The sequence below is a fragment of the Mesorhizobium sp. LCM 4577 genome (genome assembly GCF_001854795.2).
In the GTDB taxonomy this organism is placed as follows: domain Bacteria; phylum Pseudomonadota; class Alphaproteobacteria; order Rhizobiales; family Rhizobiaceae; genus Mesorhizobium; species Mesorhizobium plurifarium.
The window spans coordinates 117,371-140,644 of the sequence record NZ_MDDU01000005.1; the positions used below are offsets into that span (position 1 = coordinate 117,371).

General features: G+C 62.6%; 21 protein-coding genes. 1 reads left to right on the forward strand and 20 read right to left on the reverse strand.

Annotated features, from left to right (window positions below):
* Window positions 1–156 precede the first annotated feature (156 nt).
* Window positions 157–576, reverse strand: coding sequence for a BA14K family protein (locus LCM4577_RS10230; RefSeq protein WP_082047087.1), 420 nt, complete (start codon window positions 574–576; stop codon window positions 157–159).
* A 459-nt stretch (window positions 577–1,035) separates the two neighbouring features.
* Here LCM4577_RS10230 and LCM4577_RS10235 point away from each other — a divergent pair, with 459 nt between their 5' ends.
* Window positions 1,036–1,749, forward strand: coding sequence for a DUF4396 domain-containing protein (locus LCM4577_RS10235; protein ID WP_041005304.1), 714 nt, complete (start codon window positions 1,036–1,038; stop codon window positions 1,747–1,749).
* Between the two features lie 848 nt (window positions 1,750–2,597).
* Here the strand turns inward: LCM4577_RS10235 and cyoD are convergent.
* From cyoD to LCM4577_RS10330, 19 genes are all read right to left on the reverse strand, one after another.
* A complete protein-coding gene (cyoD, locus tag LCM4577_RS10240) occupies window positions 2,598–3,008 on the reverse strand; it encodes a cytochrome o ubiquinol oxidase subunit IV (protein WP_071071026.1) in 411 nt (136 codons plus the stop codon).
* Window positions 3,005–3,673, reverse strand: coding sequence for a cytochrome o ubiquinol oxidase subunit III (cyoC, locus tag LCM4577_RS10245; RefSeq protein ID WP_041005691.1), 669 nt, complete (start codon window positions 3,671–3,673; stop codon window positions 3,005–3,007). Before cyoC ends, cyoD begins: the two co-directional genes overlap by 4 nt.
* Window positions 3,670–5,673, reverse strand: a complete 2,004-nt coding sequence (gene cyoB / locus LCM4577_RS10250) for a cytochrome o ubiquinol oxidase subunit I (RefSeq protein ID WP_041005689.1) — start codon at window positions 5,671–5,673, stop codon at window positions 3,670–3,672. The genes cyoC and cyoB overlap by 4 nt, the downstream gene beginning before the upstream one ends.
* A gap of 2 nt (window positions 5,674–5,675) precedes the next feature.
* Window positions 5,676–6,626: a ubiquinol oxidase subunit II gene (gene cyoA, locus LCM4577_RS10255; RefSeq protein WP_116390021.1), complete on the reverse strand. Its 951-nt coding sequence runs from the start codon at window positions 6,624–6,626 to the stop codon at window positions 5,676–5,678.
* Between the two features lie 322 nt (window positions 6,627–6,948).
* Entirely contained in the window at window positions 6,949–8,202 is a 1,254-nt protein-coding gene (locus LCM4577_RS10260) for a cytochrome c (RefSeq protein WP_071036147.1), read from the reverse strand.
* Window positions 8,199–9,965, reverse strand: a complete 1,767-nt coding sequence (locus LCM4577_RS10265) for a GMC family oxidoreductase (RefSeq protein WP_071071028.1) — start codon at window positions 9,963–9,965, stop codon at window positions 8,199–8,201. The genes LCM4577_RS10260 and LCM4577_RS10265 overlap by 4 nt, the downstream gene beginning before the upstream one ends.
* A gap of 3 nt (window positions 9,966–9,968) precedes the next feature.
* Window positions 9,969–10,931 carry a gluconate 2-dehydrogenase subunit 3 family protein gene (locus LCM4577_RS10270; protein ID WP_244508278.1) on the reverse strand — a complete coding sequence of 321 codons (963 nt, stop codon included), beginning with the start codon at window positions 10,929–10,931 and terminating at the stop codon, window positions 9,969–9,971.
* Between the two features lie 102 nt (window positions 10,932–11,033).
* A complete protein-coding gene (locus LCM4577_RS10275; protein WP_052467692.1) occupies window positions 11,034–11,285 on the reverse strand; it encodes a cytochrome C oxidase subunit IV family protein in 252 nt (83 codons plus the stop codon).
* A 5-nt stretch (window positions 11,286–11,290) separates the two neighbouring features.
* Window positions 11,291–11,929 (reverse strand): cytochrome c oxidase subunit 3, encoded by a 639-nt coding sequence (locus tag LCM4577_RS10280; RefSeq protein ID WP_071033916.1) that lies wholly within the window; start codon window positions 11,927–11,929, stop codon window positions 11,291–11,293.
* Complete coding sequence (ctaD, locus tag LCM4577_RS10285) at window positions 11,926–13,569, reverse strand: cytochrome c oxidase subunit I (RefSeq protein ID WP_041005292.1); 1,644 nt, start codon at window positions 13,567–13,569, stop codon at window positions 11,926–11,928. The genes LCM4577_RS10280 and ctaD overlap by 4 nt, the downstream gene beginning before the upstream one ends.
* A complete protein-coding gene (gene coxB, locus LCM4577_RS10290; protein ID WP_071071030.1) occupies window positions 13,566–14,525 on the reverse strand; it encodes a cytochrome c oxidase subunit II in 960 nt (319 codons plus the stop codon). Before coxB ends, ctaD begins: the two co-directional genes overlap by 4 nt.
* Window positions 14,522–15,277, reverse strand: coding sequence for an SCO family protein (locus LCM4577_RS10295; RefSeq protein ID WP_071033910.1), 756 nt, complete (start codon window positions 15,275–15,277; stop codon window positions 14,522–14,524). Before LCM4577_RS10295 ends, coxB begins: the two co-directional genes overlap by 4 nt.
* Window positions 15,274–15,723 carry a hypothetical protein gene (locus LCM4577_RS10300; RefSeq protein WP_041002602.1) on the reverse strand — a complete coding sequence of 150 codons (450 nt, stop codon included), beginning with the start codon at window positions 15,721–15,723 and terminating at the stop codon, window positions 15,274–15,276. Before LCM4577_RS10300 ends, LCM4577_RS10295 begins: the two co-directional genes overlap by 4 nt.
* Window positions 15,716–16,843, reverse strand: a complete 1,128-nt coding sequence (locus LCM4577_RS10305) for a hypothetical protein (RefSeq protein WP_131803446.1) — start codon at window positions 16,841–16,843, stop codon at window positions 15,716–15,718. The genes LCM4577_RS10300 and LCM4577_RS10305 overlap by 8 nt, the downstream gene beginning before the upstream one ends.
* Window positions 16,840–17,382 carry a cytochrome c gene (locus LCM4577_RS10310; RefSeq protein ID WP_041005285.1) on the reverse strand — a complete coding sequence of 181 codons (543 nt, stop codon included), beginning with the start codon at window positions 17,380–17,382 and terminating at the stop codon, window positions 16,840–16,842. The genes LCM4577_RS10305 and LCM4577_RS10310 overlap by 4 nt, the downstream gene beginning before the upstream one ends.
* Entirely contained in the window at window positions 17,379–17,906 is a 528-nt protein-coding gene (locus tag LCM4577_RS10315) for a DUF3341 domain-containing protein (protein WP_071033902.1), read from the reverse strand. The genes LCM4577_RS10310 and LCM4577_RS10315 overlap by 4 nt, the downstream gene beginning before the upstream one ends.
* Window positions 17,903–19,276: an NrfD/PsrC family molybdoenzyme membrane anchor subunit gene (gene nrfD, locus LCM4577_RS10320; protein ID WP_071071032.1), complete on the reverse strand. Its 1,374-nt coding sequence runs from the start codon at window positions 19,274–19,276 to the stop codon at window positions 17,903–17,905. Before nrfD ends, LCM4577_RS10315 begins: the two co-directional genes overlap by 4 nt.
* Window positions 19,269–22,226 carry a TAT-variant-translocated molybdopterin oxidoreductase gene (locus LCM4577_RS10325; RefSeq protein ID WP_071071033.1) on the reverse strand — a complete coding sequence of 986 codons (2,958 nt, stop codon included), beginning with the start codon at window positions 22,224–22,226 and terminating at the stop codon, window positions 19,269–19,271. The genes nrfD and LCM4577_RS10325 overlap by 8 nt, the downstream gene beginning before the upstream one ends.
* Window positions 22,210–22,866, reverse strand: a complete 657-nt coding sequence (locus LCM4577_RS10330; RefSeq protein ID WP_041005282.1) for a cytochrome c3 family protein — start codon at window positions 22,864–22,866, stop codon at window positions 22,210–22,212. The genes LCM4577_RS10325 and LCM4577_RS10330 overlap by 17 nt, the downstream gene beginning before the upstream one ends.
* Window positions 22,867–23,274 lie beyond the last annotated feature (408 nt).

Below are 23,274 nucleotides of genomic sequence, written 5' to 3' on the forward strand. Positions count from 1 at the left end.
CAGATCCGCCCGCGGAAGACCCCGCGCCCCGAAGCACGACAAAGCCGGCGAACAGGACGACGACAACAATCAGGGCAATTGCTATTCCGCGGGTCACGTCTCGGCTCCACACTTGCTTGGCTTGAGGTCGTCCACCTGATCGTGGCGGTCTAGAACCTATTCATAAGGGGACCGGCACTGCCGGCGAGGACCGTGATAGGGCTGGAATGTATTGTCCGATGCCCGGTAGGACCGGTAATGGTCGTAGCACCATCGGACGTGGCGGCTGGATACGGGGCCATGCTGGCTGAGGGCGCCGCCGATAATGGCACCTAAGGCGAATGCGGCTGGTGGAAACCACCATCCATTGTATCGGCGATAACCCGGCCGATAGTGCCGGTAGCCTCTGTGCCCATGCCAGTATGCATGGTTTCGTCGCAGTATGAAGCGATGGCCATGGTGGTAGCGTGCCTGYGTCACATAAGAAGGCACCGGTGCGCTTGAGACAACGGGTGGCGCCGCGACAGCTGAACCGGCGGGTTGTGCCAGGAGCAGGCACGCGACAAGGCCGCTGATGATTGTAGAACGAGCTAACATTGAGTTCCTCCCGATACGTTCCATAGAGGGCGAACCAGAGAGCACTGCCTTTGTTCCGCTCGAGCGCTCAAGTTTATTTGAGATCTTTTCTGGCCCCGATCACGCTGAAGCGCTTACACCCTTAAGCATCGACATCCGCGCCAGGCTTGCCCGCGATCGATTTGAACAGCGCCATTGCGGTTCCGGTTTTCGACGCAAGGGAAACGACAGCTCGAGAGTGACCGTCTCTGGAACAAATCCGGCCTCAATCCTTTAGGCGCTTGGCTCCCAAACGCGTGAGCACTCGTCGACGGACGGTCGGGCCGCTGCGATGCATCTGCTGTTCGCCCGACTGTGACGAGATTCCTCGGCGTGGTGGGCGATTGATTCGCGATGCAAGGGCTGGGGTGATGATGCGACCGCAAGCCGAATTCGGCTTGGGATCCACCGGGACTAGATTTGCGAAAGGTCCGGAACGACATGGTACCCCTCTGGCTGCATGTGCTTGGTGTGGTTTCGCTGGTCAGCGCCCTCCTGGTGGCAGGCTGGATTGGGTGGGATGAGACGCGCCGACCGCAGCCGATGTGGATCATGAACGTCGTCTGGCCGGTCGCCGCGCTTTTCGGAACGGTGCTGGTGTTGTGGGGCTACCTGAAATTCGGAAGATCGGCTGGCGACAGCGCGGCCAAGTCTCGGCGGCGCACGCCCGACACACCCTTCCCCGTGATGGTCGGCAAAGGCGCGCTGCATTGCGGAGCCGGTTGCACCTTGGGTGACATCGTGGCGGAATCGCTCGCAACGTTTTTTCCCGGCGTGGCACTCTGGTTCGGGTGGCGCAGTTTGTTCGACGAGAAGATGTTCGCGGTCTGGATCTTGGACTTCCTGTTCGCCTTCTTCCTCGGCGTCGCCTTTCAATATTTCACCATCAGGCCGATGCGCGGCCTCTCGGTGAAGGATGGCCTGATTGAGGCGCTGAAGGCTGACACGCTGTCGCTGACGGCATGGCAAGTCGGGATGTACGGCTTCATGGCGTTCGCCCAGTTCGGGGTTTTTCGACCGGTTCTCGGCGTCTCGTTGACAGCTGAAACGGTCGAGTTCTGGTTCATGATGCAATTCGCCATGATCGCCGGTTTCTTGACCAGCTATCCCGTGAACTGGTGGCTGCTCAAGGCCGGCGTCAAGGAAAAGATGTAGTCGCGGGCCGGCAAACCGCGATGGCCAGCCCTCCTGTCAGGCCGATGTGTCGGCCGACAGATGTATGGGCGCTGCCGTCGCTGCGAGGCACGGCCCGTCAATTCTGCGTGTTCGGCGTTTAGCGGGTTTCAAGCCAGCATCGCATGACCTAACTTCCGTATGGTCGTCGATCAAATTCCGGGCGACGCAGTGGTTCCTTGACACTTTCGCTCGAATGGATACCCGCCCCGGGGCGGCGTACCGGTTTGTCCGACAGAGCAGTGGGACTACGAGTCCCTACTGCAATGACCATCGGGTGACACGGGAACATTCGCGTCCGCACAGCCCGAAAACTGCATGGAGCGCTGGCAACATGTCTGCGGATCAATATCTCAATCAACAATTGGAGTGCCCCCGCTGCCGGACAACCAGGCTGCGGATCCCAAGAGGCGTGTCCCCAGGCACTCCGATCGTCTGCAGTGACTGCGCAGAATATCTGGGAACGTGGGGGGAGTTGCAGGATGCCTTCGAAAGGCAGGGTGGCTGTCGCGGTGCCTTTCGAATAGAGTGGGGGCGGTTCAAGAAAATCTGATGAACTGCAAATGCCCTACTAAATCGCTGTTGCCCGATCCGGGGCCGAATTTACCTGCGTGGACCGCGATAGCTGTGTTGGCCGCAATCGATGTAGAGCCGTAGAATCGAACTGTTTGGCCTGCGCTCTCGGCGCCATTTGAGCAGCCGCTCATCGGACCGACCTCCACCCGAAGCCGGAGCCACTGCGGCAGGGAGCCTGTGGAGACAAACTTTTGGGTTGACGCTAATGCTGCGGGGCCTGCTGTTCACCGAGCCTGCGATCACCCTCGGCCAGGCTAAGGCATCGTTGCTGCCTGATGGGCCGTAACGGCGGCCATGTTCTGGTTCAGGTGACCCATGATCCAGATTGAGCCCAAAGCCACCAGCGCCACGATCAGAACGCCGAAGGCAAGCGCGAGGACATTGTTGGTGTTGTCGGGCCCGGTGGTGATGTGCAGGAAGAAGACGAGGTGCACCCCCATCTGCGCGATGGCGAGCACCGTCAGGGCCGAGATCACCGCCGGCTGGTAGATCACGTCGGTCTGCGCGGCGAGGAAGGAAGCGACGGTCAACAGGATCGCCAGGCCGAAGCCAAGCAGGTAGCCCGCAAGACCGCCCGCGATCTCATGTTCCTCGATGCGCTCTTCACCCGGTGCCGCGTCGCGATGATCGAGCGCCTTGTCGTCGCGAGTGTCCGTTTCGCTCATGATGATGCTCCAAGAAGGTAGACTAGTGTGAAAATGGCGACCCAGATGATGTCCAGCGCGTGCCAGAACAGGCTGAAGCAATGCACCCGGCGCAAGATCTCGGGCCGGAACCCCTTCACCCAAAGCTGAGCCATCATTGTGCCGAGCCACAGCAGACCCAGCCCGACATGGGTGCCGTGGCAGCCGACGAGGGCGAAGAAGGCCGAAAGGAAGGCGCTGCGCGACGGGCCGGCCTGCTCGTTCACCATCGTTGCGAATTCCTGCACTTCCAGGAACAGGAAGGCCGCGCCGAGCAAGCCGGTGAGAAGCAGCCAGAATTGCGCGGCAGCCATCGACCGGCGACGCGTCGCGAGCATTGCCAGGCCACCGGTAAAGCTCGACGTGAGCAGCAGACCCGTCTGCGCCGCCACGCGCGTGAGCTCGAACAGGTCCTTGCCTGTCGGCCCGTCGGCCGTCTGCTTGGACAGGACAGCGTATGCGGCGAAGAAAGCCGAGAACATGATGATGTCCGACAGGAGGAAGATCCAGAATCCATAGGCTACGGTGACGAACTTCGACGCCGGCCCGCCTTCGCCGTGTCCGGTCGCCGAGAACAGGCCATGGGCCTGGCTGCGGCCCAGCCGATAGGGATCGCGCGGTGCGCTGCCTGCCGTGATGTCGCTCATGCCGGACGCTCCCGGCTGCGCATCCATGCAAGCTGCGCTGCCCGGCCGCCGCGATCGATGCGTTCGACCTCGCTGGCGGGAATCTCATAATCGCCATGCTCGCGCCACGCGAACACGACGAAAGTGATATAGGCGCCGATGAAGCCGACGATCGCCAACCACCAGATGTGCCAGATGAGCGCGAAGCCGATCAGCGTGCTGAAGAAGGCGGTGACGAAACCTGTCGGGCTGTTGCGCGGCATCTCGATCGGTTCGTAGTTGCGCTTGCTCTCCGGCGCCTGCTCGTCGGCGGCCCTTTGCTTGATGGTCCAATAAGGCTCTTCATTTTCGACATGCGGCAGCCGCGCATAGTTGAATACGGGGGGCGGCGAGGGCGTCGACCACTCCAGCGAGCGCCCGTCCCAGGGATCGCCCGTCTGGTCGCGCAAGGCCTCGCGTTGCCTGATCGATACGATCAACTGTGTGATCTGGCAGGCTGCGCCGACGATCATCACCGCAATGCCGAAGGCCGCGACCATCAGCCATGGCGTCCAGAGGTCCATATCGATGTGCTGGAGCCGGCGGGTCATCCCGAGCAGCCCGACGATATAGAGCGGCACGAAGACCAGCACATAGCCGGCAAGCGTGGTCCAGAATGCCGCCTTGCCCCAGCCTTCGTGCAAGCGGAAGCCGAAGGCCTTCGGGAACCAGTAGGTGAAACCGGCAAAGGCGCCGAACAGCACGCCCGAGATGATGACGTTGTGGAAATGCGCCACGAGAAAGAGCGAATTGTGAAGCATGAAGTCGGCCGGCGGGACGGCGAGCAGCACACCCGTCATGCCGCCAACGGTGAAGGTGGTGACAAAGCCCAGCGCCCACAACATCGGCGTGTCGAAGCGCACGCGTCCGCCATACATGGTGAAGAGCCAGTTGTAGATCTTGACCCCCGTGCCGACGGCGATGACCGAGGTGGCGATGCCGAAGGCTGCGTTGACGTCGGCGCCGGCGCCCATGGTGAAGAAATGATGCAGCCACACCATGAAGGAGACGATGCAGATGAACAGCGTCGCCGCCACCATTGAGCGGTATCCGAAAAGCGGCTTCGACGAGAAGGTGGAGAAGATCTCCGAATAGATGCCGAAGGCGGGCAACACGAGGATGTAGACTTCCGGATGGCCCCAGGCCCAGATGAGATTGACGAACATCATCTGGTTGCCGCCGGCTTCGTTGGTGAAGAAATGGAAGCCGAGATAGCGGTCGAGCGTCAGCATCGCCAGCGTGGCGGTCAGGATGGGGAAGGCCGCGACGATCAGCAGGTTGGAAGCGAGCGAGGTCCAGCAGAACATCGGCATGCGCAGATAACCCATGCCCGGCGCGCGCATCTTGAGGATGGTGGTCACCAGGTTGACGCCGGTGAGCAGCGTGCCGACGCCGGAGATCTGGATTGACCAGAGATAGTAGTCGACCCCGACGCCCGGCGAATAGGTCATCTCGGAAAGGGGCGCGTAGGGCAGCCAGCCGGTGCGCGCGAACTCGCCGACGACGAGGGAAATGTTGACGAGCAGCGCGCCGGTCGCGGTCAGCCAGAAGCTCACCGAATTCAGCGTCGGGAAAGCGACGTCACGGATGCCGAGCTGCAGCGGCACGACGAAATTCATCAGGCCGATCATGAACGGCATCGCCGCGAAGAAGATCATGATGGTGCCGTGCGCGGAAAAGATCTGGTCGTAATGCTCCGGCGGCAGATAGCCCGGCGCATGGATGGCGAGCGCCTGCTGGGTACGCATCATGATGGCATCGACGAAGCCGCGCAGAAGCATCAGTGCCGCCAGCACGATATACATGACGCCGATGCGCTTGTGATCGACCGAGGTTATCCATTCTCGCCACAGATAGGGCCAGTAGCCTTTCACCGTGATCCAGACCAGCACCGCGGCGGCCGCCAGGAAGACGACCAGGGCTGCGCCGAGTGGAATGGGCTGGTCGAAGGGAATGGCCGACCAGTCGAGTTTGCCGAGCATCGTCATCCTCCTTCTTTGGGCGGGTGCGTCAAGGCCGGCGCCGCCGCCTTCGGCTCGGCCTTCGGGCTCACCTGCGGCTCGCCGGCGGCGGTTTCGGCTGGCCCCGGTCCGGGCGGCAGGGTCTGGCGCAGCACTGCGTCGAACAGGCCAGGCTCGACCTGGCCGAAGGCGGCAGGCGGCATGTTGATGCTTTGGCGGGCAAGCGCGCGATAGGCGTTGGCATCCAAGACGCCTTTGCCATGCAGCGATGAAGCCCAACTGGCGAATGCGTCCGCGGAGACCGCCCGTACACGGAAGTTCATGTCGGAAAAGCCGTCGCCGCTGAAATGAGCCGACAGGCCGAAATAATCGCCTTCGCGGTCGGCCTGCAGATGCAACTCGGTCTGCATGCCGTTCATGACATAGACCATGCTGCCGAGCTGCGGCACGAAGAAGGTGTTCATCACGCTGGCCGAGGTAAGCCTGAAATGCACCGGCGTGCCAGCGGGAATGACCAGCTGATTGACAGTTCCGACACCCTGGCCCGGATAGAGGAACAGCCATTTCCAGTCGAGCGCCACCACCTGCACTTCCAGGGGGCGCTGGCCGGACGCGATCGGCCGGCGCGGATCGAGGTGGTGGGATCCGTAATAGATCAGCCCACCAAGGAAGAGGATTGTGAGCGTCGGGATCGACCAGACGATCAACTCGATCTTGCCGGAATAGGTGAAATTAGGGTCGTAGCGCGCATTGCGGTTGGTGGCGCGAAACATCCAGGCAAAGGCCAGCAGCGCGATCAAGGTCGGGACGACGATGACCAGCATCACGGCAAGCGAGTTCAGAAGGATGGTGCGGTTGCCGACCCCGATCGGTCCCTGCGGATCGAGCACGCCTCCCGCGCAGCCGGGCAGAGCCGAGACTGCGGGCAACCAGAAGAGCGGGCGCAGTGACTGAGATCTACTGGGCAAAAGCACAACGGTTGGTCACGGGTTTGAGACAGAGCGTCCATCAAGGGGCGCGTGGAAATCTCGGATCAGGTCTCCCGAGCGCTGACGCGGTCTTTCTGCCGACACCCTGCAACTCCGGGAGACACGCCCCAACTGTCACAGCAGGCGGTTGTTCCATTACTTTCGCGGGCATCGGGCGTTGGAACGAACAGCTCGCTTGCGATGGCGATATGGCGGTGAGGTTGAGCGCGTCACTGGGTAAACCGATCGCGGGGCATGGCCGCTCTGATCGACGGCATCGGCGACGCTATCTCGCGAATGAGAGGACGTCCGAGGCCAGGGCGCCAGATCAGTAAGCGCCCGTGACGCTGTCGGTGGAACTGCGCAGTTTCCGGACCGTTTCCGCAGTTACCGGAGCGGCCTGGTTGCCCCAGGCGTTACGAACATAGGTGGCGAGCGCAGCGATCTGGTCGTCCGACAATTTCCAGCCAAACGATGGCATCGTCTTGTCGTTGGGGTTCTGCGCCGTCGCTGCGGCATGGCCGCCGTTCAGAATGAGGCGAAGCATCGACAGCGGTTGGTCCGATTGCACGACCGCGCCGCCCCTCAGCGAAGGGAACACACCCTCGACACCTTCGCCGCCGAGCTGGTGGCATGCAGCGCAATCATCGCCATAAATTGCCTTTCCGGCGCTGAGCATCTTCTGATCGGCACTGCCAGCAGAATTGGGGGTGAAGGCAGGCAAGGATTTGAGGAACGTGGCGATTGCCTGCAGATCCTGGTCCGTCAGCTTCGAGGTCGAGTCCTTGACCACTGCGCCCATCGGACCATAGGCAGTCGTGCGCGCATTGTGGCCGGTTTTGAGAAAGGCCACGATGTCCTCTTCGCTCCAGGAGCCTAGGCCCGTGCGTTTGTCGCCCGTCAGGTTGGGCGCGAACCAGTTCTGCACCTCGCCGCCTTGAAAGGCTTCCGACGTCTTCGATGAGCCGAGAATATTCTTGGGCGTGTGGCAGGCGCCGCAATGGCCGAGCCCCTCAACCAGGTAGGCACCGCGATTCCATTCGGCGGACTGGTCCTTGCCGGGCTGGAATTCGCCGGGCTTGAAGAACAGGCCATTCCATGCCGCCATGGCAAACCTGTGATTGAGTGGCCAGATAAATTCGTTGTCGCGCGGTTCGGCCCGCACCGGGGCCAGGGTGCGCAGGTAGGCGCGGATGTCGTCGACGTCCTCGCGCGTCACCTTGGTGAACCAGGGATAAGGGAAGGCCGGGTAAAGGCGCCGGCCATCGGCGGCCAGCCCCTCATGCATGGCTCGGTAGAACTGCTCTTCCGTCCATGCCCCGATGCCGGTCTCGGGATCCGGCGTTATGTTGGCGGAGTAGATCGTGCCGAAGGGCGTCTCGATTGGCCTGTCGCCCGCGAAGGGCTTGCCGTCATCGGCAGTATGGCAAGCCTCACAATCTCCCGCCGCCACCAGATACCGTCCACGCTCCTGCTTGGCGAAATCACCGATCTGAGCATATGCGAAGGGACCCAGCGTCACGAGCACCGCGCCGAGCGCTGCGGCACCTGCCACCAGAACGACTGCGCGTCGCGTGATCATGTGTGCACCAGTGGGCCGGGATGCTTGAGGTATTGGCGGCGGATCGCATCCGCTGCCCACAGCGCAAGAGCGCTTACCGTTCCGGTCGGGTTGTAGCCGCTATTGTGGGGGAAGGCGCTGGCGCCAACCACGAACAGATTGGGCACGTCCCAGTGCTGGAGATATCTGTTGATCACGCTGTCGGCCGGGCTGGCGCCCATGATGGCGCCACCGGTGTTGTGCGTCGACTGATAAGGCTCAATGTCATAGTGCGGTCCGCGCGCCGACTTCTTGATCTCGCGAGGCTTCATGGCGTGCGCGATCTCCACCATCTTGCCCATGGCGAAATCCTGCATCTTCAGTTCGTTCTGCTTGAAGTCGTAGGTCATGCGCATGAGCGGCCGGCCATAGACATCGCGGTAGGACGGATCGAGATCGAGATGGTTAGACTTGTCCGGCATGACCGCCCCCATGAGCGACACGGACATCGACTTGAGATAATTCTCGACGAAGGCCTTCTTCCACTTGGCGCCCCATTTCGGGGTTCCTTCCGGCAACAGCTCCGTTTCGATTGGACGTCCCGTCGTCATGTAGCCGGCGATATACCCGCCATGGATGAATCCGAGGCCGGTGTGGTCGAAATTGTCGCCGTTCCAATCGTCGACGATGACGCCCAACGCGCCCGCCCCGACGAAAGGATTGAGGAGCTTGTCATCGAAGAACAGGTCGACGGAAGGCGTGAGCTGATAGCAGTAGTTCTTACCGAGCGTGCCCTGGCCAGTACCTGGATCGTAGATCTTGCCGATGCCGGAGCTCATCAGCAGATGCACGTTGTGCGTGGCATAGGCGCACACAATGACGAGATCCGCCGGCTGCTCGAATTCGTTGCCCTGGGCGTCGACGTAAGTGACGCCGGTCGCGTGCTTGCCGGAAGCGTCGACGTTGACCCGCGTGACCTCGCTTTCCGTGCGAACGGTGAAATTCTTCTTCCGCATCAGGACGGGCAGGATGGTCGTCTGGGCACTGGCCTTGGAATAGTTGCCGCAGCCGAATTTCTCGCAGAAGCCGCAATAGGTGCAGGGCGCCAGCGTGACGCCGAGCGGATTGGTATAGGCTTGCGACATGTTGCCCGAAGGGCATGGAAACGGGTGCAGCCCGAGGGAAGCCGCCGCTTGACCGAACAGCGTCGGCCCGTAGGTCTGCTTCATCGGTGGGGTGGGGTAGGGCTTCGAGCGAGGCCCTTCGAACGGATTGCCGCCCGCCTGTTTCTGTCCCTTGACGTTGCCGGCCTGGCCAGCGATGCCGCACAGTTCCTCCCAGCGCATGTAGTAGGGCTCTAGCTCGTCATAGGTGATGCCCCAGTCCTGCAGCATCATGTCCTGCGAAACCGCGGCGTTCCCGTATCGCGCGACGGTCTGGCTGCGAATCTGGAAATCATAGGGCAGGAAGCGCCAGGCCTGGCCGTTCCAGTGGATGATGGATCCGCCGACGCCGGTGCCGGGCAGGAACGAGCCGAGCCGCCGCATCGGAAGCGCCGTCTGCTCGGGGGTATTGCGGAAGGTCAAGGTCTCCTGAGCGGTCTCTTCGAACAGATGCCCGTGATAGCGGTAGCGCAGCTCGTCCTGAATGAAGCTGGGGGCAAAGTCGGTTCCCGTGTCGCGCCAGCTGCCGCGCTCCAGCGCGAGCACCTCGAGCCCGTCTTCCGTAAGCTCCTGCGCCATGATCGCTCCGGTCCAGCCGAAGCCGACCAGGACCACGTCGACGGACGGAAGCCTGTTGACCATGCGTCAGCCTTCCCCGTTCCATTCCGGACGGCCGCGGATCCCGACTGGCGGTTGATCATAGCGTTGTCCGTGCCGGTCGACCCAGTCGAGATAATTGTACCGCGCGCCGGGAAACCCAAGCATCTTCCATCCCGCCATATCCTTGTTCCCGCCATAGATGGGATCGCTGAACATGCCCTCCTTGGTGTTCAGCCAGAGCATCTTGAAAAAGGTCTTGCCATCCACCCCGCCAAGGTCGAGCTTGCCTTTCTCGAGATCGCTTATGATCGCGTCCTGTTGGTCTGGTGCCAGGCCGGCGAAAGGCGCGGCAGAATGCGAGGACGCGACGTGGTCCTCTATAGCCTTGATGGCTGCCCGATAGAGCGCAGAAGGGGTCAGGCGCGATTGATAGCCCTGCGTCTCCTCTCCCTTTGACCAGGGGCCTTGCATGTACCAGCCCTGTGCCCGACCGTAGGCACCGGCTAATTGATGATCGATGAACAGCGCAACCCCGCATGCCTTGGCTCCGGGCCCGATGGCGTCGTCTGGAACGAGCCTTTCGGTAGCGGCTTCGATGAAAGCCGCCTCCTCGGGTGTAAAAAACTTGTAGTCAGGGGCCTGGAGGGGATGCGGAGCGTCGGCCTGATGCGGCAGCCACGGATCTTTGTCGCCACCATGAACATCACGTGAAAAGGCGGGTGCCGTGCCAACGCCTCCGGCTGCCGCTGCGGCGGTTGCACTGACCGCCAGGAATTGGCGGCGGCTGACTTTTTTCGGTTTCACGACGCGGCCATGATTGCGAGTGCGTGCGGAGCCAAACTGGGGCATCGGGGAAATGTTCCCTCCGCGGGTCACTTTTTCGCAGCGCGATTGAACGCCGAGCGGAGGGGAGACCGGGCAGGTCGTCAGCGATGCGCGGACCACGGCGTTGTGGCGGAGGTCGTGCCAGACCGTCCGCAGCGCCGAAGTTGCTGCAACCAGTTGCACCGTTGTGGTCGGCCCGATCCCAGCAAGACTGTCTGGCGGTTCGCTAGATCTCTTGCTGGCGCACGGGCGGCGAAAAGCTGCGCGTCACCTGCGCTCGGTTCTTCAGCCGATCAGGGTCAGCCCGAAGAGAATAGCCAGCCACAAGGCGACCGCCACCGCCACCAGCGGCGGCAGGGTTTCCTCTCCGGTCAGCTTCATGAACACCACGGCGACGACAGCTGCCTTCATCGCCGCGATCAAAAGGTTAACGGCTGTGTTGGCACCATGAAGATCGAGGAAGGATGACGCGACCGTCAGCCCAAGAAGGACCAGCAATGCGACATAAGCGAAGGCGAGCTTGCGGATGTGTTCCATGGCGCCTACGCGTGAACCAGATAGAGGACGGGAAACAGGAATATCCACACGATGTCGACGAAGTGCCAGTAAAGCCCGATCGCATGGGTACGGCGCACGCGGCTGTCGATGTCGGTCCGCCGCCACGACAAAAGCAGGCCTGCAACGACCGCTATGCCGCTGGCCAGATGCACTGCGTGCAGGCCGGTCAACGCGAAATAGAGGCTGAAGAAGAACTGCGCGTGAACGGGATCCGGCCCCTGGTAGAAGAAAGGCGCCCCCAGAACCGGCGCGATGCCTTCGTGGAACTCCTTGGCGTATTCGGCCCCCTTTATGCAAAGGAAAGCGACGCCCAAAAAAGCGGTGATGCCCAGCATCCAGGCCGCGGTGTTCCAACGGCGTGCCGACGCGCTCTCATGCGCAAACGCCATGGTGAAGCTCGACGTGATGAGCACTGCGGTGTTGAGAGTGCCCAACGGCAAGGACAGATGTTTTGAGGCAGCTGCGAAGGCGGGAAGATAGCGGATATGCGCCACCAGGAAGACCAGCAGGATGGCGCCGAAAAGCATCGCTTCAGAGCCCAAGAAAATCCACATGCCGAAACGGTCGGCGGCTTCCTCGCGCCGTACCGTATCGAAGGCTACACTTTCGGGTGCCCGGGTCATGCATCCTCCCGCCGATGCGGGCTGTAGCGTTCGTGCTGCAGTCCCTTCATAGGATAATCATAGGCAGGTCGCGTGACGACCGGCGTCACTTCGAAATTGTGCGGGGGCGGCGGCGAGCTCGTCTGCCATTCGAGACCGGTCGCACCCCAGGGGTTGGCCGGGGCCTTGGCCCCGCGAAACAGCGACCAGCCAAGATAGAAGAGCGGCATGAGGTAGCCTATTGCGAGCACCACCGCTCCGGCCGAAGAGAGCACATGCCAGAACTGGAACTCCGGCGGATAGGTATGGTAGCGGCGCGGCATACCGAGATAGCCCAGCACGAACTGCGGAAAGAAAGTCAGATTGAACCCGACCAGGGACGTGACCGCAGCGACACGCCCCCAGTTTTCCGCGTAGAGCCGCCCGGTCATCTTCGGCCACCAGAAATGGATGCCGGCCATGAACGCCATCACCATGCCGCCGACCATGATGTAATGGAAATGCGCCACAACGAAATAGGTGTCGTGCACATGCACGTCGAAGCCCAGCGCGGCGAGCGCGAGACCCGCCAGTCCGCCGAATGTGAACAGCGCCAGGAAGAACAGCGAATAAAGCATCGGCGCCTCGAAGGTGATCTCGCCCTTGCGAAGCGTCAGGCTCCAGTTGAAGACCTTGATGGCGGATGGAATGGCCACACAGAACGACAGGAACGAAAAGACCACCCCTGCATAGGTGGACTGTCCTGAGACGAACATGTGATGTCCCCAGACCAGGAAGCCTAGAACGGCTATGGCCATCGAGGCGAGCGCGACCGAGGTGTAGCCGAACAGCGGCCGCCGGCTGAAGCAGGGCAGCACCTCCGAGACGACACCCATTCCGGGCAGGATCATGATGTAGACGGCCGGATGCGAGTAGAACCAGAACAGATGCTGGAACAGCAGAGGATCGCCGCCGAGGTCCGGGTTGAAGATGCCGATCCCGAAGACACGTTCCAGCACGATCAGGATCAGGGAAGCCGCAAGCACCGGCGTTGCCAGCACCATCACCAGGCTGGTCGCATACAACGTCCACACAAAGATCGGCAGCCGGAACCAGGTCAGGCCGGGAGCCCTGAGCTTGTGAACTGTGACGATGAAGTTGATGCCGGTCATGATGGTGGAGAAGCCGACGATGAACACGCCAAGCGCGGCTGTGGAAACGAAACTGTCGGAATAGAGGCTGGAAAGCGGGGTGTAGAACGTCCAACCGGTGTCGACACCCCCGGCCACGACCGAAGCGAGCGCAAACCCGCTGCCGATGATGAAGACGTACCAGCTCGCAAGATTGACACGCGGAAAGGCGAGATCGCGGGCGCCGATCATCAGCGGCAGCAGAAAATTCCCCAAACTGGCCGGGATCGATGGCACCAGGAAAAACCACACCATGATGATGCCGTGCAGGGAGAAAAGGCGATTGTAGACGGCGTCGGAGACGAGGTCGCCCGCCGGTGTCGCAAGCTCGATGCGCATGAGAACGGCGAAGAACCCGCCCAGGAAGAAGAAGCCCGTCAACGACACGAGATAGAGCCAGGCGATGCGCTTGTGGTCGGTGGTCAGCAACCAGGACCGTATGCCAGCGCCCTCCGCGAAATAGGTCTCGACATGCGCGCTCTGGCTGCTCATTGGCTCGTCTCGCTGCGACCGGGTGAACTGGCGGATAGCGACTTCAAATAGGCCACCAGCATCTGCAATTCCGATTCATCGATCAGGCCGTCGAAACTCGGCATGATCGGATCATAGCCGGCGGCGATCTGTTTCGCGGGCTGCAGGATCGAGTCCCTGAGATAGGCTTCGTCGGCAACCACTGTCTGCCTGTCCGACAAGGCGACCGGCTTGCCGTAGACGCCGGCAAGGTCGGGCGCGCGAACCTTGCTCGAGGGTCCGTGGCAGCCCGAGCAGCCCAAGGCGCGAAAGAGTCTCGCGCCACCTTCGGCCAGGGATTCGTCCTGGCCTTGCGCGGCGAGCCACTGCGCGAATTGTTCAGGCGGCATGACGGTCACCCAGCCACCCATTTCCGAATGCTGGGTGCCGCAATATTCGGCACAGAACAAGTGATAGCGCCCCGGCTTGTCGGCAATGAACCACAGATGCGTGGTTCGGCCGGGCACCGCGTCCTGCTTCAAGCGGAATGCCGGAACGTAGAACGAGTGGATCACGTCTTGGGAGGCAAGCGACACGACCACCGCCTTGCCGGCCGGTACGTGCAGCTCGTTGATTTCACGCTGCCCGCCGGCATGGCGGAACGTCCACATCCACTGTTTGCCGAGCCCGGCTATTTCCAAAGCGTCGGCAGGCGGCTGATCGCGGTAAACGTAGAGTTCAGCGCCCCAGGCGAAGATGATGAACGCAACGACCAGACTGGCGCCGGTCCAGCCGATCTCCAGCGGCAGGCTACGGCCGCGCGCGCCGGTGCGATCCGCCGATGTGCCTGCCCGGTATTTCACCGCATAGTACACGACAAGGCCTGTCAGGAGCAGAGTGAGCGCTGTCGAGAATGCCAGCACTCCATAAAACAAGACGTCGACCCTGCCTGCGACCGAAGAGGCTTCCGGCGGCGCGAAATGGATTGCGAAGCTCATGCCCGCCTCCGCGCAAGCAGAGCGATGCCGCTGCCAAGCACAAGCAGCGTCGCGATACCTCCGATCTTGAGCGCGGCCCAGATAGGCGCGGTATACTGCCCCTTGGAGGTGTCGAACCCGGCGCACAGCAAGAACACATGATCCGCGATCGAGCCGAGCTTGTTCGCGGATGCCTCGACGAGCGCCAGCCTCAGGTCGCGTGGCTCGAAGGTCAGGGCGGGCAGAACGCGAGAGATGCGCCCCTTGGGTGTCACAGCCAGGACGGCGATCGGATGGACGAATTGCTCCACGCGCGGTCGGGTGTCGAAATGAATGCCCGCCTCAGCCGCCAGCGATGCGCCGGCGCCGTCCGCGCCGGTCAGAAAGTGCCAGGCCTTCAGCCCGGCGGGCGTCGTTGACTGCGCAACGACCTCTTTGGCATTTGCGGCGTCTTCTGCCGTCTCCGTCCCGTCGATCGAGATGAACAGGGCCCGGTAGTCCGCCGGATCAAGGCCAGTGTTCTGGAGGTCGGAGGCGACCGCTTGCTGCGTGAGCCCGCATAGGTTCGGGCATTTATTATAGCCGAACACGACGAGTGCCGGCTTCCCGGACAGAATCTCGTCGAGGGATCGTTCGGCTCCAGAGGAGTCGCGAAGCTTGCGGCCGAGGTCGAACTGCGCTCCGATCTTGGGATCGAAGGAGGGTCGCTCGACAGCGCGCACCGTCACGGCGCTTCCAAGCAAAAGCAATGCGGCCAACAGCAGCGACTTCATTGGGCCGTCCCTTTGGTGGTCGTGTCACGGCATTGCTGCGCTTGCTTTGAACGGGGCACGTCCGCGCTCAGCAGGGCGCACTCTCCCTGCGCCGCCGCGGGCTTGTCCCAAACCGGCAAGCCGTTTCGAACGACGAGCTTCATGGCGTCGTCGATCGGAATGCGAGCGATGCCAGCCGTGCGGTCGACCCAACCAAGCTTGTTCAGCTCGGCATTTTCCTCTTTCCGGGTCGAGGCGAGCTCCTGTCCGGGCGCCGTCGAGAGCTTCGGGGTTGCATCGTTTGAACGCCACGCCGCACCGGGCGGCGGCCACCGTGGAGGCAGGACGAAGAGCGCATAGAGCAGCCCGCTCGCCACAAGCAGGAACGCGACCAGTCCCCCTGCGAAAAGAAGCAGGGTTCCGGGCCAGACGTCTCGCGTCTCGGGAGGGCGCGAATTCTCAGTCATGAATGCCCACCCGGCGCCAGAAAAGTTGAAGCTGAGGCTCTCGCAACAGCAACAGGAACACCGCGAGCCACAGCCCGCCGGCACCGGCAAAGGCGCCCAATTCGATCCAGATTGACGACAGTTTCGGTGCGACCAGCGGCGCGCGGACGCGCCACAGGGTCTCGAATATGTGCCCGGCAAGCATCGCCGCCGCCAACGACATCAGGCCCCGGTGGCTGCGTTTGACGTCGCGCACAAGAAACCCGCCGAACGGTAGGATGAACTGCAGCAGGATGATCAGCCAAAGCACGACCAGCCAGATGCCTGATGTGCGCAGCACGTACCAGTGAATGTCGTTTGGCAGGTCACCCGCCCAGATGACCAGCCATTGCATATAGGCGAGGTAGGCCAGGGTGAGCATGAAGCCGAACAGCATATTGGCCACGTCCTCGCCGAGTGAGGTCTTTTCGCCTCCGCCCGGCAAAGCCGCGACGGCTTGGGTTGCAGCAAGGACCAGCAAGGTCAACGACGCGGCGCCGACGACCTCGGCAGATGCCTCCAACATGCCGTAGACGGTCGAGCTCAATTCCGGGTCGAGCGACAGCATCCAGTCTATTGCGAAAACCGACACCGCTGCCCCTTGCAGCACGAGACCAAGCGCGAAGCCGCGGCTTGAACGGGTACGCTTGTCGCCATCGGTCCAGTTCAGGATCAAGGCGGCCAGCACCAGCCAGATCGCGGCACAAGCCCCGAGCCGAACGAGGAAGAACGGAACGTTGAGGTATGATAGTTTCTCGCGGATGACGTCGGGCAAAGTTGCGGTGTCACCGACCGCCCAGGGAAAGACAAGGTCGGGGCGGGCCGCAACAGGCAAGAGGAGGACAAGCGCCAGCGGCAGCGTGCAGGTCATTGCCCGCAAGCAGGGCCGCATCGCGTCTCCCCAACGGCCACCCGTGAGGCCATGGATCATCAGCAGCGTCATGGCGCCAAGCGGAAAGCCAACCGCGAGGATCGCGGCCGTCATCCAGGCGGCAAGCAGCACCCGCAGATTGAGGACCGCCCCGGCCAAACAGACAACGAGGCCGATTGCGCCTACCGCTAATGCCGCCCTTGCGGGGCCGTGGTCGGGAAGCCGGATCATGGTACGGCCTCGCTCCGGAGCTTGGCCTTCAGATCCTCGCTCAGTTCAGCCACCGGTGCATCGCGCGAATATTGCAGCGCACGGATGTAGGCAACGATCGCCCACCGATCCGCCGGCGGCACCCGCGATCGGTAGGAATACATCACTCCGTATCCGTTGGTGATGACATCATAGAAATGGCGATCCGAAGCCTGGCGCAGCGCGTCCTGATGGTAGCTTGGCGGCGAAGGAAAGCCGTGCCTCGGGATGACCCCGCGGCCATCGCCGGCGCGCCCGTGGCAGGGCGCGCAGAAGATCTCGAACCGCTGGCGTCCATGTTGGAGCAGGGCAAATGTTATTGGATAGGGAATCGTCTGGGGGGTCGCCGCGAGATCTTCACCGCGCTCGATTGTACCCTGTATCGGCATGCGCGCCGATGCGCCATCGGCAAACTCGTTGCTTGCGTCGAGCGGATTGTAGCGCGGTTGCTCGGCCATTTGCTGCTTGCAGGCGGCAAGCAACGGTGCCATGCCGACCAGCACGGCGAGGGCCGCCCTCATGCCTCCACCTCTGAGATTTGCTCGGCGCCGAGCCGCTCGAGCTGGGCTCTGGTGGCGGGCTTGCTGAATTTCGGATCGTCGGCTCTTACCAGAAGGTAGAAGTTGCCCCCTTCGGCAAAAGTGAAGATCGGCGCGTTGAAGACCGGATGGTAGTAGCGCGGCAGGCCGTTGGCGACAAACACGCCGATGAATCCGGCAACGGCGGCGCCGAGGATGGCGGCTTCGAAAGCGATGACGATGTAAGCCGGCCACGAATGCAGCGGTCTGCCGCCGACATTGATCGGATAGTCTATCTCTACAGAGTAGAGGATCAGTCCGTAGGCGAAAGCTGCCCCGAGGATCGCGCCGGCAAGGACCACAAGCGGCATTCTGGTCTTGGGCATGCCCAGGATCTCAGCGAGCTCCGGGACGGGATAAGGGGAGTAGCCGTCCATGCGGCTATAGCCGCGTTTGCGCATGGCCCTGGCTGCATCGGCAAGGCGATCGGCATCTGGGAATGATGCGATGATGCCGTAGAGCGTCATGATCCCTTGCCCTCTTCAGCCAATTCCTCGACCTCAAAGATCGTGATCGCCGGCAGGATGCGAATGAACAGGAACACCAGAGCAAAGAAAGTGCCCAGCGAGCCGAACAGGATGCCGTAGTCGAGCCAGGTCAGCGATTGCTCGTCCCACGCCGAAGGCAGGAAGTCGCGGCTGGGACCGCTGACGACGATCACATAGCGCTCCAGCCACATGCCGACATTGATGATCACGGCGACTATGAACAGCACCGGCATGTTGCGCCGGACCGCGCGAAGCCACAGCAGTTGAAGAACGCCGCAATTGCAGACCAGCATCGCCCAGAACATCCACGCATAGGGGCCGATGGCCCGTTCGACCATCATGGTGCGCTCGTAGGCTTCGCCGGAGTACCAGGCGAAGAAGGCCTCGGAGACGTAGCCGTAGGCGACGACCATGCCTGACGCGATCATCAGCTTGGCGGCATTGTCCATGTGCTTGAGCGTGATCAGGTCTTCGACGGAAAAGGCCCACCGCAACGGAATGGCGATGGTCAGCACCATGGCGAAACCAGAGAGCAGCGCGCCAGCGACGAAATAGGGCGGGAAGATCGTCGAATGATAGCCGGGCACGATGGCGAAGGTGAAGTCGAGCGAGACGATGGAATGGACCGAGACAACCAGCGGCGTCGCAAGCGCCGCCATCAGGTAATAGACACTTTCATAGCGCGCCCAGTGATAGGCTGAGCCGCGCCATCCCATTGCAAGCAGGCCGTAGAAGATCTGAGCGGCACGCGAGCGTGCCCGGTCGCGCAGTATCGCGAGGTCAGGCAGCAGGCCCATATACCAGAACAGCAGCGAGACGGTCGCATAGGTGGCGATCGCCGCGAAATCCCAGACAAGGGGGCTGCGCCATTGCGGCCAGCGCATATGCGTGTCGGGCAGCGGCAGGAGCCAGTAGAAGAACCAGGGCCGGCCAAGATGCAGGATTGGATAGAGACCCGCCATGGCAACGGCGAAGAGCGTCATGGCTTCGGCAAAGCGGTTGATCGAGGCGCGCCATGGCTGGCGCAGAAGCAAAAGCACCGCTGAGATCAACGTGCCGGCATGCCCGATGCCGATCCACCAGACGAAGGACGAGATCATGGTGCCCCACGCGACGGGAATGTTGATGCCGTAGGCGCCGACGCCGACCGCTATCAGATATGTGATCGAATAGAGGAAGAGCAGGACAAGGAGGAAGAACAGGAAGAAGGCTGTCCAGAAGTAGCGCGGCAGCCGCCCCTGCAGCACGACCGAAGCGATACGCCCACTGATCTCGGGGAAGTCGTGCCGGCCCAACAGATTGGGCGGGCGCGGCGGTGTCTTGTTGGTGCCTGCTGCAGCCTCAGCCATCGGCCTCCCCCTGACGGCGCGAGACGGTAGCGTCCCTGCTGCCCGTGTTGCGGATGCGTCCAAGGTAGGTGGTTCGAGGACGGGTATTCAGTTCTTCCAGCAAAGCATAGGAATGAGGTGCGGCTCGCTCGCGGCTTACCTGGGACTGCACGCGGTTCTTGTCGCCGAAGGTGATGGCGCGCGTCGGGCAGGCTTGCTGGCAGGCGGTGACCACCTCTCCGTCCTGGATAGGCCGGTTGTCTTTCTGCGCCTCGATGCGCTTTGCGCTGATGCGCTGGACGCAATAGGTGCATTTTTCCATCACGCCGCGCGAGCGCACCGTGACATTGGGATTGTATGCAGCCTGACGCGGGCCGGCCGTCTCCTTGTCGAAGTTCTGGAACTCGAGGAAATTGAAGCGCCGCACCTTGTAGGGACAGTTCTGCGAGCAGTAGCGGGTGCCGATGCAGCGGTTATAGACTTGGGCGTTCAGTCCGTCATGGGTGTGGACTGTGGCGTTGACCGGGCAGACGACTTCGCACGGCGCCTTCTCGCACTGCATGCAGGGTACAGGCTGGAACAGTGTTTCCGGTGCCTCCGGCGGTCCGTGATAGTAACGGTCGACGCGTAGCCAGTGCATCTCATGGCCAAGGGCACATTGGTCCGGCCCGACTGTCGGGATGTTGTTCTCCGTCTGGCACGCGGCGACACAGGCCATGCACCCGATGCAGGCCGACAGATCGATCGACATCGCCCAGGCCTCTTCAGGATAGGCCCAATCGGGGTAGACGGATTCAGTCGGTGGCGGCGGCACGCCGTCGCGCACGAAATCCGGTGCCTGTTTGAAATGATCCAGCGAGGCAAAGCGCACGATCGCGCGCCCCTCCATCGTCTGATGCTCCTGCGTGGTCACGAGGGGAGCAACCCGTTGGCCCACGGTCATCGTAATGCCCTGTGCGGACCAGGGTTCGCCGGCCGTCCGGAACCGAAACGCGTCATAGCCCCCCGCCATCGCCGCTACGCCGCCCAATGGGAACTGGCCGCGGCCGAGCGTAAGGGTCACGGTATCAGTGGGCTGACCCGGCATGATCCATGCCGGCCCTTCGATCGATTGCGTATTGCTTTCCAGCCTTATCGTCTGCCCGTTGCGAAGCCCGAGCTTACTGGCGTTGGCCGGGGCGATCATGACCACGTTGCTCCAGACGACTTTCGTCAGGGGATGCGGCAACTCCTGCAGCATGGCGCAGTTGGCATGTCGTCCGTCACCCAGATACGGATCGGCGACTATCCGGACCTCCAGGCCGTTGGCGAGGGATTTGCCGCCGGGCGGGGGAAGGGCGCCTGACGTTGAGACGGCTATCGGCGCCGCCGCCGTCGCCGCGACCACCCCATCGCGGAGCGTCTTGCGCCAGGCTTCGTCGTCCAGCGATGTCGCCCATGTCGCGCGGACCAGTGACAGCGGGTTGGAATTGAAATCCCCCTCCAGGGCGGCAACGATTTCGTGGAACGTCCTGCCGCCGAACAGAGGGGCTATCAGCGGCTGCATAATCGAGGCGGTGCCGTCATGAGCTCGCGCGTCGCTCCATGCCTCGAGGTCGTGAGCGGCCGGAATGTGCCAGTGGGACAGCATGGCCGTGGCGTCGCGATAAAGACCGCAATGGACGAGCAGGGTCAGGCGCTTGAGGGCCTTCACAACGTCGATGTCGGCCGGGGCCGTCGCCATGGGATTGGCGCCAAGCACGAAAAGCTCGCTCACCGAACCGGCTTCGATGTCCCGGCACATAGCGGCCAGGTCACCGGTCACCGGCATTGCATGCGGGGCATCGATCAGGTGGACAGTGCTGCCCAGCGCGCCAAGACGAGCATTGATCGCCAGGGCGACGCTGTGGACATAATTGCTTTGCTGCTCGCCGGCGACAACGAGAGCTCGCGCTCCGGCGGACCGGAGTTCGGCGGTCGCATCGGCAAACCATGGAGGACGTTCCACATCGGGCGTGTTGCTGGTGGGTGCGACGCCCATGGCGGTGGCAAGCGCTTGTGAAAGCGCTTCCACCCGGCTTGGCCGGACGGCGTGATGGTGATCGGCCGCCGCCGCCGTGATGCTCGGCGTCGTGGCGACAGCGAAAAACCGGCTCATCGGGTCGCCGGGGGCGCGTACGCGCCGCCGGGAGACGAAATCCGCTGCGTAGGCGAGACGACCGGGACCCTGCGCGAGGAAGTCGGAGTCCAGCGACAGGACCACATCGGCCTTGTCGAAATGGTAGACAGGAATGCAGGCTCGGCCGAACAGGGATTGCCCCGCTTGTTCGGCACCGGGCGTGGCCAAGGCATCGTGACCATAGATTCGCAAAGATGGGTAACGCGAGCAGAGCCGCTCGATCTGGGCTTTGAGCGTGGGAGAGGTTGTCGCCCCGATCAGGATCGCGCAGCCTTCTCCCTGCCTCGTTGCCAAGCGCGTGCCCAACGCGGCCATGTCGCGGAGGAAGTCGCCATACGAGGCGGGATCCCCGTCTTTGAGCGGCGTTCGCGATCGCTCGGGATCGAACAGTTCCAGGACAGAGGCTTGCATGAGGGCGTCGGTAGCACCGCGCGAGCTCGGATGATCGGGATTGCCCTCGATCTTGGTTGGGCGGCCCTCGTGGCTCTCGACGACGGCACCGATCCCATAGCCCTGGCTCGACAGGGCGGTCGCATAGTACAACGGCTTGCCGGGGATCACGATTTCCGGCTGGCGGACATAGGGCACGATTTCCCGGGCCGGGCTGCAGGCGGCCAGCCCCGCGAGCGACAGCGATGCGCCCATCAGCTGCAGCAGGGTGCGCCGGTCGACGTCTACCGGGAGACTGCGGGCGAGCGACGGGAATTCCGCCTGTAGATAGGCGTCCAGCTCAGCCGTTCCGGCACGCTGCTCCAGGCTGCGCCACAGCCGCTCGTTCTCCCGCGCAGCGGGTTCGCTACCGATGGCAGACATAGCAATCCGTCATGGTGTCGGGGTGAATGCCAAGAGCGCTGATGAGCTGCTTGCGAATGGCATCGATGTCCTCGGGTGCCTTCCAGTGCAGTAGAAAGACATCGCCAGGAGGACGAAGGTTCGGCCCGGGATTTCTATGGCAGCCGAGACACCATTCCATGGACAGTGGCTGCGCCTTCGCCATCAACGGCATGTCGTCGACCTCGCCGTGGCATGTTTCGCACGCAACGCCTTTGGCGATGTGGATGGAGTGATTGAAGTAGACGTAGTCCGGCACGGAGTTGACGCGATGCCACCGCAAGGGCTGGCCGCTGGCCAAGCTTGCCCGGACCGGCGCAAGCATGGCGGCGTTGGTATAGAGCTGAGAGTGGCAGGTCATGCAAACCTCCGTGGCTGGAAGGCCAGCCGAGGCGGAGGTCTCGACGCCGTTGTGGCAATAGCGGCAATCGATGCCCAGCTCTCCCACGTGATGCTTGTGGCTGAAAGGCACAGGCTGCGCCATCGCTTCCCCCACTCCCGTCACAAAGTGCGATCTCAGCCATGCGGTCCCGAGCGTCGCCGCCGCCATCGATGCCGCGAGCGTGCCCCACAGCACGAAACGCACGGCGCCGTCTGCGCTTCTGGCGAAAACCTGGGGCATCCCCTCCGGAACCTGAATTGCTCTCCGGCTCCCGAACTTCGCAATCGCTCAGGAGTTCCAAAAAATCGCCCTGCGTTCACGCATTGGTGACTAGGCAGGCAGAACTGGCCGCAGCGCTGTTCGCCCTCTTGACTGTGTCAGCTCGTCAAAGCGGCACTGGGGCGCGCCGCAAATTTCAAAAGGCTCCCTTGGTCTTGTGAGCCTCGAGCCGGGCGAGTGCCGGGGTGCACGCCACACGGCGAGGTACCCATGCGCTTGAGCTCGCGGCGGCCTCGAGCACGGCATTCCCTTTCGAGCCTTTGGCGAACCTGGCGAGATGCGTTTCGCTCGCTACCGGCAAGAGCAAGGAACCTTATGATGTCGGCGCGGTTTGGGGCAGGGCTGCGAAAGGACGAAACTCGGATCCAA